Raw genomic sequence first — 15,137 nt, 5'->3', positions numbered from 1 at the left:
TGCCGCGCACCTACGCCACCAAGTGGATCGAGCAGGTGATGCCGCAGTTCGACCTGGCCGACGAGGACATCAAGGCGCTGCGGGCGTTCCTCGCGAGCCGCACCGACGCCAGGGTGCCGGTGCGCTACGCCTACCACGGGCCCGGCGAGGAGCGGATCATCGCCGGCCGCCGTCTGGTCGCGCGCTACAACTGCACCGGCTGCCACGTGATCGAGAACACGGGCGGCGACATCCGCCGGCTCTACGTCGACAACCCGACGCTCGCGCCCCCCATCCTCCTCGGTGAGGGCGAGAAGGTGCAGGCCGGCTGGCTCTTCAACTTCGTGAAGGCGCCGCAGCCGATCCGCCCCTGGCTCAGCCTGCGCATGCCGACGTTCGGCCTCGCCGACGAGGAGGCCAACACCGTGGTCGGCTACTTCGAAGCGCTCGACCGGGTGCAGGTGCCGTTCGTCCACATCGAGAAGGCGGCCTTCAGCCCCGAGAGCGTCGCCGCCGGCAAGCTCCTCACCGGGAAGGACTACTTCGACTGCTTCTCGTGCCACCAGCGGGGTGCGCAGAAGCCGCAGGGTCCGCCCGAGGGCTGGGCGCCCGACCTGGCGCTCGCCCACCAGCGGCTCAACCCCGAGTGGATCATCAAGTGGCTGCACGACCCGCAGAAGGTCATGCCGGGGACCAAGATGCCGTCCTTCTTCCCGGGCGGCCCCCCCGACGTGCTGGGCGGCGACGACGAGGCGCAGATCCGCGCGCTGCGCGACTACGTCGTCTCGCTCGGGCTCCCCGACGTGACGCCGTCACCCCAACAGGCCGCCGGCGTTACGAGCGCCGGCCCTGGTGCGAGCCAGTAACCCGAGACCAAGGAGGTCAGGATGCGACGGACTCTCTTCCTCTCCGCCCTCGCCGTGGTGGCAACGGCGTCCCTCGCCGGGCGCGCCGCCGCCTACGAGGCGATCACCGTGACCGACGGCGGCACGCTCTCCGGCACGGTCACGATCGAGGGCGCGGCGCCGCCGCCCGCCAAGATCGAGGTCACCAAGGATCCCGAGGTGTGTGGCAAGGAGAGCAAGGAGAAGGTCAACCCGGCCCTCCTCGTCGGGCAGGGCGGCGGCATCGCCAACGTGGTGGTGACGGTCAAGGCCACGAAGGGGAAGAAGCTGGAGGTGCCCGCGGAGCACCCCGTCTTCGATCAGAAGACGTGCGAGTTCCACCCGCACGTGCTCGTCTTCCCGGCAGGCAGCACGGTCGACGTGAAGAACAGCGACGGCATCCTGCACAACATCCACACCACCGCCACGATCAACCCCTCGCAGAACCAGGCGCAGCCGAAGTTCAAGCCCGTCATCCAGCTCAAGGTCGAGAAGCCCGAGACGATCGCCGTCAAGTGCGACGTGCACGGCTGGATGAGCGCGTACTGGGTCGCGACCGACACGCCATACGTGGCCGTGACCGCCGCCGACGGCAGCTTCAAGATCGCCGATCTGGCGCCGGGCGACTACGACGTCGAGCTCTGGCAGGAGAAGCTCGGCAAGGCGATGCAGAAGGCGAGCATCAAGCCGAAGGAGGAGACCAAGGTGGCGTGGAAGATGGCGGTGAAGTAGCGCCTCCGGCGGGCCGCGCGAGGGCCGAGTTCAATCCCCGCGCCGGGCCCAGTCGTGGATCGCGTCGTGCAGCTCCGCCTTCACCGCTTCGGGCGCGAAGGAGCCGTCCACGGCGTTCGCGGCCAGGCGCGCGTAGCCCCGCCGGTCGAGGACGAGGAGGCGGCCGGCGATCGCGTACTCCGTGAGCAGGTCGGAGCCGAAGAAGCCCGGATCGTCGGTGTTGACCGACACGACGGCGCCCGCGTCCCACAGCCGGCGGAGCGGGTGCTCGTCGAGCGAGCGCACGACGCCCAGGCGGAGGTTCGAGGTCGGGCAGACGGCGAGGGGGATGCGCCGCTCCACGATCTCCGCCAGGAGGTCCAGGTCCTCGACCGACCGCACGCCGTGCTGGATGCGCTCGGCCCCGAGCGCGTCGAGCGCGCCGCGGATCGAGGCGGGGCCGGCCGCCTCGCCCGCGTGCGGCGCGGCGTGCAGGCCGCGCCGGCGCGCCTCGGCGAAGAGGGCGGCGAACGGCTCGGGCGGGAAGCCCTCCTCGGGCCCGCCGAGGCCGATCGCCACCACCTCGGGCACGCCGCGCGCGGCCTCGAGCATCATCCAGGCGATCTCGAGCGGCAGGTCGCGCGCGTTGCCGGTGACGAAGCGGACGACCACGTCGCGCTGCCGCGCCGCCGCCTCGACCGCCTCCGCGAGGCAGTCGTAGGGTCGGCCGGTGGTCGTGAGCTCCAGCTCGGCGTAGCGCACGCCGGCGCGTGCCGCATCCTCGCAGTACTCGCGCACGAGCCGCGCGTAGTCGCCGGGCGTGGTCATGGTGGCCCACGCGCAGGAGTACACCTCGACGAAGCTCGGGAGATCGGTGAACGAGCGCGGCACGCTCAGGCCCGTGCGCGCGCACAGCTCCTCGAGCGTCGCCGGCCGGACCGTGCCCTCGAGGTGGACGTGGACCTCGGCCTTGGGCAGTGTCGCCAGGTCGGGTGGGACGGCCATGTGCCGCGCGACCCGTCGCAGAGGGGGCGGCGCCTTGTCAAGGCGCGCGCTTCGCGTCTACTGGAGCGGTGCGCCGTCCGGTCCTCGCGCTGGTCCTGCTCTCGACGGCGCTGGCCCGCGCGGAAGAGCCGAGCCCCGGGCGCATCGTGGGCCGGGTGCGCCTCGCCGGAGCGCCGCCCGGGCCGCGCCCGCCGATCGCCGCGACCGTCGACCCCGCGGCGTGCGGGACGGAGATCCCCGACGAGTCGCTGCTCGTGGACCACGACGGCGGCGTGGCGAACGCGGTCGTCGTCGTGCGCGGCGTCGTGGCCGGCGCGCCGGCCGAGCCCCCCGAGGCGCTGGTCGACAACGCGCGCTGCCGCTTCATCCCGCGCGTGCAGGTGGTGACGCGGGGCCAGAGCGTGCGCGTGCGGACCTCGGACCCGATCCTGCACAACGCCCATCCCGTGCTGGTCGCGGAGCCGGAGGTCTCGGTCGCGAACCTCGCGCTCGCCGTTCCAGGGCAGACGATGGACCTGACGCGCCGTCTTGCGGCCGCGCTCCCCCCGACCGGCGAGGCACTCGTTCGCCTCGGCTGCGACGTGCACCCCTGGATGCGCGGCTGGCTCGTGGTCCTCGACCATCCGCGCGCCGCCGTGACCGGCACCGACGGGCGCTTCGCGATCGCCACCGTGCCCCCGGGGTCGTACACGCTCGCGCTCTGGCACGAGGTGCTCGGCCGTACCGAGCGCCCGGTGGCCGTCCCGCCGGGCGGCTCCGTCAGCGTCGATTTCGCACTGCCGCCCGGACGGTAGACGCTCCCCGCCGGAAGCGAACCGGCATACTACGGCCCGGGGACGCGCAACCTCGTCCCGCGCTCGGTGTTGCCACGCCGCGCCGCAGGAGGTCTTGCCATGCGAACGTTGATCGGGATCATCGCCGTGGTGCTCGCGCTCGCGGCTCTCGGCCGCCCGGCGGCCGCCGCGGACCGGGACGCCTTCGCCCGGGCCATCGCCACCAAGCTCTCCGCGCGGAAGGCGATCCGGCCCGAGACGCACACGACGGACTTCCGGGGCGACAGCCTGGGCTGCATCACGCTCGCGGCCCGGGAGCTCCGGCAGTTCGGCTTCCGGGGCCATGCGTTCTTCTGCGAGGACGCGGCGACCGGCGAGGTGCTGGGCGCCGTCCTGACTCGCGGGGGCGTCGTGCGCTGCTTCATCAGCGGCGACTACGTCGGCGACGGCTGCTACGACTTCACGATCTGCGGCGTGCCCGACGGGGCGTGCGTGGTGCAGTAGCGGCCGTCGCGGCGGGCGGCCCCTACAGCCCGCCGACCTCGAGCCAGCCTGCCGGGTCCGGGGCTGGAGCGTCGTCCAGGCAGCAAGCCGCGAACTCGACACGCACCGGCGCGCGGCCGCGGGCGCGGATCACGGGCAGGCGATGGAGCGCGCGCGCCGCGAGGCGGCGCCGGCTGCCGTCGGCCAGCTCCAGCTCGAGCGTGACGCGCGCGAGCGGCGCCTCGGCCGGGCCGAGCGCCGCGCGCGCCGCCGCCACCGCGATGTGCCGCCCGTCACGACAGAGGAAGCCGCTCGCCTGGCCGCCCGGGAGGCCGAGCGTGAGCGCGAGGCGTGCGCCGTCGCCCAGGTCGAGCGCGGCACGCAGCCGCGGCCACGGTCCCGCCGGCGTGCCGTCCTCGACGAAGCCGCGCGCCGTGACGGGCTCCAGCACGCCGTCCAGCGCGACGCTCCCCGTGATCGTGCCGAACTCGGCCGTGCCGTCGTGCGCGTGCCGGGGCGCGAAGCGGAGATCGATCTCGCCGTCGACGAGACGGGCACGCGCGAGGCCGGTCTCCAGATCGAGGAACGGCGTCGTGTCCGGGAAGCGGAGGAGGGGGCCGTCGCAGCGGAGGGCGAGGCCGCCGCTCGCCGACGGCTCCACGCGGAGCCCTCCCGCCGTGCGCCCGAGGCGCTCGCCGGTGAAGAGGACGAGGTCGCCGCCTGCGGGGAAGAGGAGGAGCCGCCCGGTGCCGGCCGCGTCCAGCCCGACCAGGCCCGAGAGCGCCGCGCCGGCGAACTCGAGCCGGCGCGGGAGGGGCGCCGCGGGCGGGGCAGCGGCGGCACCGCTGGGCGGTTCGGTCGCCGGCCGCGGGGCGCCGAGGAGCGCCGGCAGCGCGTCGGCGCACGCCGCGACCAGGCGCGCGCGCCATTGTCCCGGCCAGCGCAGCGGGATGCCCAGCTCTAGCTGCACGGCGTCGACGAACGGCGCCAGGGCCGCGAGCGCGCGCACCAGCGGGCGGCCGTCCTCGGCGTAGCGCCGCGTGAAGAGCTGGACCAGGTTCTCGCGGTGGCGCGCCGGGTAGCGCGCGCCGACCGTGGCGGTGATGCCGCGCGCGCGGCACGCCGCCACGAGGCGCGGGAGAGCGCTCGCCGCGAAGGCCGGGCTCACGGCCGCGGCGCGGCCGGCGGCGAACGGGTCCTCGCCGGGCGCGCAGCCGAGGCCCAGGTCGACGACCGGCTCCACCACGTTCCAGCCGTGCAGGGCGAGGAGCGTCGCACGCCCGTGGCGGCGGAGAGCCGTGTCGAGCAGCCCGGCGAGACGCTCGAGGAACCACGGCACGCGCTCGTGCGCCTCGCTCACCCGGTTCAGATCGACGTCGTTGCGATCGTGCTCCGTGTTGATGAGCGCGGCCGCGCCCGTGAGCGTCGCCAGCTCGGCGGTGAGCGACGCCGTGTGCAGGTCGTTCACGCGGAGGTGCCCGCCGGCCCACGGCCGGCGCTTCGCGTCCCGGCGACCCCCGTGCGGCGCGACCAGAACGAGCGGGCCGTCGCCGGAAAGGATCGTCAAGCGCGCGCTCGTCGTCACGCGAGGCTTCTAGCTTTTCGCTCGCGAGGGGTCTACACGCCCCGGGATGCGCGCCCTCCTGGCCCTCGCGTGGCTCCTCGCCTGCTCGCTGCGCGCCGCGGCGGACGCGCCGCCGCGCCCGCACGTCTACCTCGTGATCGTGGACGGGCTCGCCGCCCGCGTCGCGGACGCGGCGCACATGCCGCGGCTCTTCGAGGCGGTGGCGCACGAGCCCGCGCACAGCTCCCTCTTTCCGGACGCGCACGCGGTCATGCCGGCGCGCACGAACCCGAACCACGTGACGCTGCTGACCGGCGCCTACCCCGACGCGCACGGCATCACGGGGAACGCCTACAGGAGCCGCGCCCCCGGCGCGCCGCCGGAGAAGCTCGACAACGCGGCGCTGATCAAGGTGGAGACCCTCTTCACGGTCGCCGAGACGGACCAGCCGTCGCTCGCGACCATGGCCGCCCTGGGCAAGCCCAAGCTCGCGCGCCTGTTCGCGGGCGTGCCCGCGCGCCAGCGGGCGCCCGACATGCTCTGGTCACCGGAGCGGCTTCCACCCGCCCGCCGCGATCCCGCGAGCGGCTATGCCCCAGACGCCGAGACCATGGGGGCGGTCCTCGCGCTCGCGGCCGCTGCCGAGCCCGACCTCGCGGTGCTGAACCTCTCGGACGTCGACCGGACGGGGCACGCGCGCGGTCCCGACGGGCCGGAGTACGTACGCGCCGTGGCCGGCGCCGACGCTGCCGTCGGCCGCCTGCTCGACGATCTCCACGCCCGCGGGCGCTGGGACCGCTCGGTCGTCATCGTGACCGCCGACCACGGCATGAGTGCCGTCGGCCCGACGCCGGAGCGGCCGCACCCCGTGATCTCGCTCGAGCCCGTGCTCCGGCGGGAGATGGTCCGCGGGGTCACGGTCGTCGCCGACGGCGGCGTGGAGCACGTCTATGCCGAGCGCGTGGCGGCCGGCGCCGCCGCCGCGGGCGATGCGGCGGAGCCGCTCGCCCGCGTCGCCGCGCTCGCGCGCGCGGCGCCGGGTGTCGCGGAGGTGCTGGCCCGCCTGCCCGTGCCGGACGTGCCGACGCTCGGCGCGGTCCATCCCGACTGGCATCTCGACCATCCGCGCACGGGCGAGCTCCTCCTCGTGGCCGCACCCGGTCACCAGTTCGTCGACCCGTTCGACCCGGTCGAGGCGGGGCTCCTCGGCAACCACGGCGGGCCCGAGGACCTCGCCGTGCCGCTCGTCGTGACGGGCGGCTGGGCGGGGCTCCGCGCCGCGCCACGCGGCACGCCGTCGCCCGGCTCGGTGGACGTCGCGCCGACCATCGCCGCGCTCCTCGGGCTGCGCGTGCCCCGGCTGCTCGACGGTCGCGCGGTGCCGCCCGCGCGCGCCGGACACCCGATCGCCGCGCTGCTCGCTCAGAGCCCGCACTGAGCGAAGAACTCGGCGAACACCTTCTCCACCACCGGCCCGAGGCGGCGCACGTGCTGCGCGGCGTCGCGCACGAGCGCCTTCGGATCGACCCCGGCGCCGGTGACGTAGGCGCGGGACTCGGCCTCGGTCGCCAGGCGCTGGATCATCGTCTCGGTGAACTCGAGGTGGAACTGGAGCCCGTAGACGACGTCGCCCCAGCGGAAGGCCTGCTGCTCGTAGAGCGCCGAGCGCGCCAGGTTGCGCGCGTCGGGCGGCAGCTCGTAGGTGTCGCCGTGCAGGTGGAAGACGGTGAGCTCGGGCTCGAGGACGCCGAAGACGGGATCGTCGCGCCCCTCGGGGGTGAGCGTGATCGGCGCCCAGCCGACCTCGCGCCGCTCGCCAGCGTAGACCCGCGCTCCGAGCACGCTCGCGATGAGCTGTGCGCCGAGGCAGATGCCGAGCACCGGGCGGCCCGCGGTGAACGCGCGCTCCACGAGCCCGCTCTCGGTCCGGAGGAACGTGTGCCGCTCCGCCTCGTAGACCGACATGGGCCCGCCCAGCACGATGAGCCCGCCCACGTTGGTGAGGTCGCGCGGCGGCGCCTCGCCGCGCGGCAGGTCGAGGTAGCGATGGTGGATGCCCCGGTCGCGCAGCACGTTGACGAGGAGGCCGAGCCCCTCGGCCTGCACGTGCCGGAGCACGAGCCAGGAGGTGCCCTCGCCGGAGGCGTCCGCGTCCCCACCCCGACGCACCATGGGCCCCTCTTTGCCGAGCGGTGGCCCGCAGTCAAGGCGCGGGCCCGGTGGGCCCGGGCCCGGGCCCGGCGAGAGTTCACCGTCCCGTCACCGGCGTGTCATAATGAGCCAGTAGCCTGAGGGCGGTTTCCGTGGGCGTCAAGCGCACGATCCTCGTGGTCGAGGACGAGAAGGACATCCGCGAGCTCGTCCGCTTCCACCTCGAGCAGGAAGGCTATGCCGTCCGTGAGGCGGAGTCGGGCGAGAGCGCCCTGACCGTGGTGGTGGCCGAGCGGCCCGCGCTCGTAGTGCTCGACCTGATGCTGCCGGCGATGGACGGGCTCGAGGTCTGCCGGCGCCTGCGGGCCGCCGAGGGGACGCGCGCCCTCCCGGTCATCATGCTCACCGCCAAGGCGGCGGAGGTGGACCGGGTCCTCGGCCTCGAGTTCGGAGCCGACGACTACGTGACCAAGCCGTTCAGCCCGCGCGAGCTGGTGGCGCGGGTGCGGGCCGTGCTCCGGCGCACGCACGGCGAGGACACCCCGGCCCCGCACGAGATCTTCGAGCGGGGCCGCCTGCGGCTCGACTTCGACACCTACGAGGGGTTCATCGATGGGGAGCGCCTCGGCCTCTCCCTGCGGGAGTTCGAGCTCCTCAAGTTCTTCGTCCGCCACCCCAATCGGGTGTACGATCGGCTCCAGCTCCTGGACCTCGTATGGGGCCCCGACACGCACGTCGAGCCGCGCACCGTGGACGTCCACGTCCGCCGGCTGCGGAGACGCATCGAGCGCGATGACGCCAACCCCGAGCTCATCCTCACCGTCCGCGGCGTCGGCTACAAGTTCAACCCCGACGCGCTCGAGCCGTAGGCTCGTCCTCCAGTTCGTCCTGCCGACGCTCGCGGCGCTCGGCGCCGCGCTCGCGACGGCGATCCCCTACGTCGCGCTCACGGTCGAGCGGCACCAGATCGAGACGCTCGGCGAGCGCCTCCTGGCCGAGGCGCGCGTCGCGGGGGAGGCGCTGCCGTGGACGGCCGGCGCGCCGCTCGACGTGGCCTGCGCGCAGCTCGCCGCCGACCTCGGCGTCCGCCTCACCGTGATCGCGGCGGACGGCCGCGTGCTCGGCGAGTCGACGCGCTCCTCGGAGTCGCTCGAGAACCACGCCGATCGGCCCGAGGTCAAGGACGCCCTCACCATGGGCCGCGGCCAGGCCGTCCGCCACAGCGCCACGGTCGGCGCGCTGCTTCTCTACACCGCCTGGCTGCAGACGCGCGCCGACGCGGTGCGCGTCGTGCGCACGGCGCTGCCCTTGACGGCGGTGGCGGAGAATGTGGCGCATCTCCGCCGGCTCCTCGTCATCGGGCTCCTCGCGGCGATGCTCCTCGGCCTCGCGACCTCGCTCGTCCTCTCGCGCCGCGTGCTGCGCCGCATCCAGCGGCTGGTCGCGTTCGCGCGCGCCGTCGCGGGCGGCGCCCCCGCGCCCTACCTGGCGCCCGAGCGGCGCGACGACCTGGGCGTCCTCGAGGCGCAGCTCGCCGAGATGGCGCGCGAGGTGGCGGCCACCATCGCGGCGCTGCGCGTCGAGCGCGAGCGGCTGGAGGCGATCCTGCGCGGCATGGTGGAGGGCGTGCTGGTCACCGACCTGGTCGGCCGGGTGGCGCTCATGAACGAGCGTGCGCGCGAGCTGCTCGGCCTGCCCGCGGGCCTCGACGGCGCCGGGCGGTCGCTCGTCGAGGTCGCGCGCCAGCCGCAGGTGAGCGAGATGCTGCGCGGGCTCGCCGGGGGCGAGACGGTCCTCTCGCGCGACCTGATGCTCGAGGGCGCCGAGCGCACGACCCTCCAGGTGAACGGGGCTCGGCTGTGCGGCCCCGACGGCCAGCCCTTCGGCTACGTGCTCGTGCTGCACGACGTCACCGAGCTGCGCCGCCTGGAGGTCGTGCGCCGCGACTTCGTCGCCAACGTGTCGCACGAGCTGCGCACGCCGGTCACGGCCATCAAGGGCTACGCGGAGACCCTCCTCGGCCCCGCGGGCGACGACCGCGAGGCGCGGCGGCGTTTTCTCTCGGTCATCGACCGGCACTCGGAGCGCCTCGGGCGGCTGATCGACGACCTGCTCACCCTCTCCGACCTGGAGCTGGGGCGCAGCCCGCTCCGCCTCGGCACGGTCGCCGTTGCGCCCGCGGTGGAGGACGCGCTCCAGATCCTCTCCGACACGGCGGCGCGGGGTGGCGTCGAGCTCGGCGCGCAGGTCGACCCGGCCAGCCCCGCGCTCGAGGCTGACGCGGATCGCTTCCGGCAGGTGCTCATCAACCTGGTCGACAACGCGATCAAGTACACGCCGGGGGGCGGCCGCGTGTTCGTGCGGGCCGCCGCCAGCGGCGCCGAGCACGACGGCATGGTCGAGATCGCCGTCGAGGACACGGGCGTCGGCATCCCCGCGCGGGACCTGCCGCGGCTGACCGAGCGCTTCTTCCGCGTCGACAAGGGACGCTCGCGCGCCCTCGGCGGCACGGGGCTCGGGCTCGCGATCGTGAAGCACATCGTCCAGGCCCATGGCGGCGAGCTCGGCATCACCAGCGCCGTCGGCCGCGGCACCACGGTGCGGGTGCTCTGGCCCGCCGCGGCGCCGGCGCGGCCGGCAGCCGAGGTCGCGCGGTAGAAGGAGAATCGCCCATGTCGACGTACGGCCTCACCCCGGAGGTCCGCGCGCTGCGCGAGCGCATGCGCCGCTTCATCGACGAGGAGGTCATCCCGGCCGAGCCCGTGCTCGCGCGCGACGACGAGGCCGCGGCCGAGACCACGCGGCGCCTCAAGGCGCGGGCCAAAGCCGAGGGCCTGTGGGCGCTCGGCCATCCGAAGGAGATCGGCGGCGGGGGCGTGCCGTTCATGCCGTTCGTCTACCTGAACGAGGTGATCGGCCGCTCGCACTGGGGGCAGGTCGCCGTCGGCTCGCTCTCGATGCAGGACTCGATCATGCTCCACCTCTACGGTACCGCGGAGCAGAAGCGGCGCTGGCTCGAGCCGTTGGTAGCGGGCGACATCTATCCCTCGGTCGGCTTGACCGAGCCCGAGGTGGCGGGCTCCGACCCCACCCTCATGCAGTCGACGGCGCGGCTCGAGGGCGACCACTGGGTGGTGAACGCTCACAAGTGGTTCACGAGCGGCGCCAACCGCGCGGCCTTCACCACCATCTTCGCCATCACCGAGCCCGAGGCGCCGCCGCACGAGCGCTTCTCGGCGGTCATCGTCCCGACGGACACCCCGGGCTACGAGATCGTGCGCGTGGTCCCCACCATGGGCCACACCGGCGGCGCGCACTGCGAGATCCGGCTCTCCGACGTGCGCGTGCCGCGCGATCACCTGCTCGGGGGCCGCGGCCACGGCTTCGTGGTCGCGCAGAAGCGGCTCGGCCCGGGGCGCATCTTCCACTGCATGCGCTGGCTCGGCCAGGCCGAGCGCGCCTTCGAGCTCATGTGCGCGCGCGCGACCACGCGCTTCGCGCACGGCTCGCTCCTCTCGGAGAAGGGTGAGATCCAGCGCTACGTCGCCGAGTCGGCGGCCGAGATCCAGGCGGCGCGCCTGATGACGCTGGACGCTGCACGCGCCATGGACGGGGGCAGCGAGGCGCGCGTCGAGATCGCGCTCATCAAGTTCTGGGGCGCACGCATGCTCCACGACGTGATCGACCGCGCCATCCAGGTGCACGGCGCGCTCGGGGTCACGGCCGACACGCCGCTCGAGTTCATGTACCGCGAGGCACGCTACGCGCGCATCTACGACGGACCGGACGAGGTACACCGCATGGTGGTCGCGCGCCGCCTGCTGCGGGACCCGTTCGGTGCGGCGCCGTGGGCGTGAGGGCGATGTGAGGGAGTTACCAGCCCGAGCGCGCGATCAGTGCCTCGACCCGCACGCGAATCTGATCGCGGATCTCCCGCACGCGCTCGACGGGTTCATCCTTGGGGTCGGGGAGCGGCCAGTCCTCGTGGGGCACCCCGGGGACGACCGGGCACGCCTCGCCGCAGCCCATGGTGATGAGCACGTCGGCGCGCGCGACCAGATCGCCGGTCAGGTGCCGCGGCCGCGCATCGCCGAGCTCGATGCCCAGCTCCCGCATGACCTGCTCGACCGCCGGGTGCACCCGCTCCGCGGGCTCGGTCCCGGCCGAGACCGCGCGTGCCGCCGCGGGGTCGGCGAGCGCGTTGAAGAGCGCGGCCGCCATCTGCGAGCGGCCGGCGTTCTCGACGCACGCGAAGATCACGGTCGCGCGCGGCATCTCAGAGTTCGCGCGGCAGCTTGTCCATGTGCCGGATCGAGCGCCCCTTCACCATGAAGATCACCATCTCGGCGATGTTGGTGGCGTGGTCGCCCACCCGCTCGAGGTACTTGGAGACGAAGAGGAGCCGCATGGCGCGGCTGACCGTGGCCGGGTTCTCGACCATGTAGGACAGCAGCTCCCGGAAGAGCTGCTCGTGGAGCTGGTCGATCGTGTCGTCTGCGAGGCACACGCTCAGCGCCAGCTCGGTGTCCTCGCGCACGAAGGCGTCGAGGCTCCGCCGGAGCATGTCGCGCGCCACGTCGGCCATCCGCGGGATGTCGATGTAGGGCTTGATCGGCACCTCGGCGGCGAGCTCGATCGCGCGCTCGGCGATGTGGGTCGCCATGTCGCCGATGCGCTCCAGGTCGGTCGTGATCTTGAGCGTGGTGGTGATGAGGCGGAGGTCGCGCGCCGCGGGCTGGCGGAGCGCCAGCAGCTTGAGCGAGAGGTCGTCGATCTCGACGTCGAAGCGGTTCACGGTGTGGTCGCGCTCGATGGTGGCGTGGGCGAGCGCTTCGTCGCGCTGGGTGAGCGCGCGCACCGCCTGCCCGATCTGCTCCTCCACGAGCCCGCCCATCTCGAGGACGGCGGTACGGAGCTGGCCGAGCTGCTCCTCGAAGGCCCGGTCGGTATGGAGCGGCATCAGCCGAACCGTCCCGTGATGTAGTCCTCGGTCTCCGGCCGCACGGGGTTGGTGAACAGGCGCTCGGTCGGCCCGAACTCGACCAGCCGGCCCAGGTAGAAATAGGCGGTCAGGTCCGAGACGCGGGCGGCCTGCTGCATGTTGTGGGTCACGATGACGATCGTGTAGGCGTTTTTCAACTCGTGGATCAGCTCTTCGATCTTGGCGGTCGCGATCGGGTCCAGGGCCGAGGCCGGCTCGTCCATGAGCACCACCTCGGGCTCGACCGCGAGCGCGCGCGCGATGCAGAGTCGCTGCTGCTGCCCGCCCGAGAGCTCGAGGGCGGAGCGGTCGAGCCGGTCCTTCACCTCGTCCCAGAGCGCAGCCTGGCGGAGTGTGCGCTCGACGATCTCGCGCAGACACAGGGAGTCGCGCTCGCCGTGCACGCGAGGCCCGAAGGCGACGTTGTCGAAGACGGACTTGGGGAAGGGGTTGGACTTCTGGAAGACCATCCCGACGCGGCGGCGAAGCACGACGGGATCGACCTCAGACCCGTAGATCGGGTCGCCGTCGATGGTCACCTGGCCGGTGACGCGCGCGCCCGGGATGTGGTCGTTCATGCGGTTGAGACAGCGGAGGAACGTCGACTTGCCGCAGCCCGACGGACCGATCAGCGCCGTCACGCGGTGCGCCGGGATGTCGAGCGACACGGCCTCCAGGGCGCAGGTGCCGCCGTAGTGGACGACCAAATCGCGCACGGCGATCTTGATCGGCGCGTCGGTGGCCGCCGCCGGGGGATGGATGCGCGTGAGTCCGGGGTCGAGCACTAGGCGCTCCGCACCGCTCCGCTGCGCAGGAGGAAGCGGGCGAGGACATTGGTCCCCAACACGAGGGCCAGGAGCACGAGGCCCGCCGCCCAGGCCTGGCGGTGCCAGTCCTCGTAGGGCGCGATCGCGTAGGTGAAGATCATGACCGGGAGCGACGCCGTCGGCTGGAGCCAGCCCGGGCTCCAGAAGCGGTTGTTGAGCGCCGTGAAGAGGAGCGGTGCGGTCTCGCCCGCGACACGCGCGAGCGAGAGGAGGAGGCCGGTCGTGATGCCGCGCCCGGCGGCGGGGATGACGACGCGCACGATCGTCACCCAGCGCGGGGCGCCGAGCGCGAGCGCCGCCTCGCGCAGCGAGTCGGGGACGAGGCGCAGGAACTCCTCGGTCGAGCGCAGCGCGACGGGGACCATCATCACGCCGAGCGCCACCCCGCCCGCCAGGGTCGAGAAGTGGCCGATGGGGATGACGACGAGCGCGTAGACCGTGATGCCGATCACGATCGAGGGGACGCCGTTCAGCACGTCCGCCGCGTAGCCGACCCAGCTGGCGAGCGATCCGCGGCCGTACTCGGCGAGGTAGACGCCGCCGAGGAAGCCGACGGGAATGCCGACCATGGCCGCCGTGAGGAGGAGCTTCGCGCTCCCCACGATGGCGTTCGCCATGCCACCGCCCGCCTCGCCGACGGGCGCCGGGAGCGCGGTGAAGAAGCTCCACGAGAGCGAGCTCATGCCCTGCCAGGCGATGTAGCCGAGCAGGAAGACCAGCACACCGAGTGTCGCCACGGTCGCGCCTGCCGTCGCCCCGAACATGAGCCGCTCGATGCGGCGGCGGTGCCGGTAGGTCGCGTTCATGGGCGCGCGGCGCCGGGCGCCGGCCGGACAGTGGCGATCAGGAGCCGCGCGATCGCATTCACCGCGAGCGTGATCGCGAACAGCACGAGCCCGATCTCGACCAGCGCGGCCAGGTAGACGTCGTCCGTCGCCTCGGTGAACTCGTTGGCGAGCACGGCGGCCATCGTGTAGGCGGGCGCGAAGAGCGAGGCGGCGAGCTCGGGACGGTTGCCGATCACCATGGTCACCGCCATGGTCTCGCCGAGCGCGCGCGCCAGGGCAAGGAAGACCGAGCCCAGGATGCCCGAGCGCGCGTAGGGGACGACCACGTCGCGCACCGTCTCCCAGCGCGTGGCCCCGAGCGCCAGGGCTGCGTCGCGCTGCGTCTGCGGCACCGCGAGGAGGACCTCGCGCGACACGCTGACGATGAACGGGACGATCATGACTGCGAGGAGGATGCCGGCCGCGAGGAGCCCCACGCCGTAGGCGGGTCCCGCGAAGAGCGGGATGGACCCGAGCACGGGCGCGACGGCCTGCTCGACGCTACGGATCGCCGGCACGAGGACGAATACGCCGACCAGGCCGTAGATGACGCTCGGCACGGCGACCAGCAGCTCGATCAGGAAGGTGAGCGGGTCGGCGAGCCGCCGGGGCATGAGCTCGGCGAGGCAGACCGCGGCGCCGAGGCCGAGCGGGAGCGCGATCGTGATCGCGATCGCGGTGGTGGCGAGCGTCCCGTAGATGAAGGGGAGGGCCCCGAAGCGGAGCGCGACCGGGTCCCACGTCGACGTCCAGAGGAAGCCCAGCCCGAAGGCCGCCCGCGCCAGCGCCGAGCGGCGCAGCAGCACGACGGCGATGGTGCCGGCGATGGCGATGACCGAGAGCGCGAAGGCGAGCGAGAGGGCGCGAAACGCCGGATCGCCGAGCCGTCTCGGGCGGCGTGGCCGGGCCGCCGCGAGGCGGACGGCGGGAGAGGACAGGAGAGCGGCGCGGC

General features: G+C 73.7%; 16 protein-coding genes and 1 pseudogene. 9 read left to right on the top strand and 8 right to left on the bottom strand.

Annotated features, from left to right (window positions below):
* A partial coding sequence (locus tag E6J59_15810) for a cytochrome c (protein ID TMB17705.1) occupies window positions 1-845 on the top strand: 845 nt, incomplete at its 5' end.
* A gap of 21 nt (window positions 846-866) precedes the next feature.
* Window positions 867-1,595: a hypothetical protein gene (locus E6J59_15805; protein ID TMB17704.1), complete on the top strand. Its 729-nt coding sequence runs from the start codon at window positions 867-869 to the stop codon at window positions 1,593-1,595.
* A 30-nt stretch (window positions 1,596-1,625) separates the two neighbouring features.
* Here the strand turns inward: E6J59_15805 and add are convergent, their stop codons facing one another.
* Window positions 1,626-2,579 (bottom strand): adenosine deaminase, encoded by a 954-nt coding sequence (add, locus tag E6J59_15800; protein ID TMB17703.1) that lies wholly within the window; start codon window positions 2,577-2,579, stop codon window positions 1,626-1,628.
* A gap of 68 nt (window positions 2,580-2,647) precedes the next feature.
* On the opposite strand from add, the gene E6J59_15795 reads away from it, so the two are divergent.
* On the top strand, window positions 2,648-3,373 hold the full coding sequence (locus E6J59_15795) for a hypothetical protein (protein TMB17702.1): 726 nt from the start codon (window positions 2,648-2,650) through the stop codon (window positions 3,371-3,373).
* Between the two features lie 99 nt (window positions 3,374-3,472).
* Window positions 3,473-3,856: a hypothetical protein gene (locus E6J59_15790; GenBank protein ID TMB17701.1), complete on the top strand. Its 384-nt coding sequence runs from the start codon at window positions 3,473-3,475 to the stop codon at window positions 3,854-3,856.
* A gap of 22 nt (window positions 3,857-3,878) precedes the next feature.
* On the opposite strand, the gene E6J59_15785 is transcribed toward E6J59_15790, so the two are convergent.
* Entirely contained in the window at window positions 3,879-5,420 is a 1,542-nt protein-coding gene (locus E6J59_15785; protein ID TMB17700.1) for an N-formylglutamate amidohydrolase, read from the bottom strand.
* A 46-nt stretch (window positions 5,421-5,466) separates the two neighbouring features.
* On the opposite strand from E6J59_15785, the gene E6J59_15780 reads away from it, so the two are divergent.
* Window positions 5,467-6,837 carry an alkaline phosphatase family protein gene (locus E6J59_15780; protein ID TMB17699.1) on the top strand — a complete coding sequence of 457 codons (1,371 nt, stop codon included), beginning with the start codon at window positions 5,467-5,469 and terminating at the stop codon, window positions 6,835-6,837.
* A pseudogene (locus E6J59_15775) lies at window positions 6,692-6,940 on the top strand (hypothetical protein). The gene E6J59_15780 and the pseudogene E6J59_15775 overlap by 146 nt, the downstream one beginning before the upstream one ends.
* Here E6J59_15775 and E6J59_15770 read toward each other — a convergent pair.
* Window positions 6,822-7,571, bottom strand: a complete 750-nt coding sequence (locus E6J59_15770; protein ID TMB17698.1) for an amidotransferase — start codon at window positions 7,569-7,571, stop codon at window positions 6,822-6,824. The pseudogene E6J59_15775 and the gene E6J59_15770 sit on opposite strands and share 119 nt — an antisense overlap.
* A gap of 131 nt (window positions 7,572-7,702) precedes the next feature.
* Here E6J59_15770 and E6J59_15765 point away from each other — a divergent pair, with 131 nt between their 5' ends.
* From E6J59_15765 to E6J59_15755, 3 genes are read left to right on the top strand one after another with little or no spacing between them, the layout of a single operon-like run.
* Window positions 7,703-8,419 (top strand): response regulator transcription factor, encoded by a 717-nt coding sequence (locus E6J59_15765; GenBank protein TMB17697.1) that lies wholly within the window; start codon window positions 7,703-7,705, stop codon window positions 8,417-8,419.
* Window positions 8,343-10,208 carry a PAS domain-containing protein gene (locus E6J59_15760; GenBank protein TMB17696.1) on the top strand — a complete coding sequence of 622 codons (1,866 nt, stop codon included), beginning with the start codon at window positions 8,343-8,345 and terminating at the stop codon, window positions 10,206-10,208. The genes E6J59_15765 and E6J59_15760 overlap by 77 nt, the downstream gene beginning before the upstream one ends.
* Window positions 10,209-10,222: 14 nt before the next feature.
* Window positions 10,223-11,407, top strand: coding sequence for an acyl-CoA dehydrogenase (locus E6J59_15755; GenBank protein TMB17695.1), 1,185 nt, complete (start codon window positions 10,223-10,225; stop codon window positions 11,405-11,407).
* A 16-nt stretch (window positions 11,408-11,423) separates the two neighbouring features.
* Here the strand turns inward: E6J59_15755 and E6J59_15750 are convergent, their stop codons facing one another.
* Genes E6J59_15750 through pstC form a run of 5 tightly spaced genes read right to left on the bottom strand, consistent with a single transcriptional unit; the run spans window position 11,424 to window position 15,123 of the window.
* The gene (locus E6J59_15750; protein ID TMB17694.1) at window positions 11,424-11,825 is read right to left on the bottom strand and encodes an arsenate reductase ArsC; all 402 of its coding nucleotides are present in this window, start codon (window positions 11,823-11,825) and stop codon (window positions 11,424-11,426) included.
* 1 nt (window position 11,826) lies between these two features.
* On the bottom strand, window positions 11,827-12,510 hold the full coding sequence (gene phoU / locus E6J59_15745; protein ID TMB17693.1) for a phosphate signaling complex protein PhoU: 684 nt from the start codon (window positions 12,508-12,510) through the stop codon (window positions 11,827-11,829).
* Window positions 12,510-13,292, bottom strand: coding sequence for a phosphate ABC transporter ATP-binding protein (locus E6J59_15740; GenBank protein ID TMB17708.1), 783 nt, complete (start codon window positions 13,290-13,292; stop codon window positions 12,510-12,512). The genes phoU and E6J59_15740 overlap by 1 nt, the downstream gene beginning before the upstream one ends.
* Window positions 13,293-13,315: 23 nt before the next feature.
* Window positions 13,316-14,164, bottom strand: a complete 849-nt coding sequence (gene pstA, locus E6J59_15735; protein ID TMB17692.1) for a phosphate ABC transporter permease PstA — start codon at window positions 14,162-14,164, stop codon at window positions 13,316-13,318.
* The gene (pstC, locus tag E6J59_15730) at window positions 14,161-15,123 is read right to left on the bottom strand and encodes a phosphate ABC transporter permease subunit PstC (GenBank protein TMB17707.1); all 963 of its coding nucleotides are present in this window, start codon (window positions 15,121-15,123) and stop codon (window positions 14,161-14,163) included. The genes pstA and pstC overlap by 4 nt, the downstream gene beginning before the upstream one ends.
* Window positions 15,124-15,137 lie beyond the last annotated feature (14 nt).

This window comes from Deltaproteobacteria bacterium, from assembly GCA_005879795.1.
Classification (GTDB): domain Bacteria; phylum Desulfobacterota; class Binatia; order DP-6; family DP-6; genus DP-6.
This window is presented reverse-complemented; position numbering and strand designations above follow the sequence as displayed.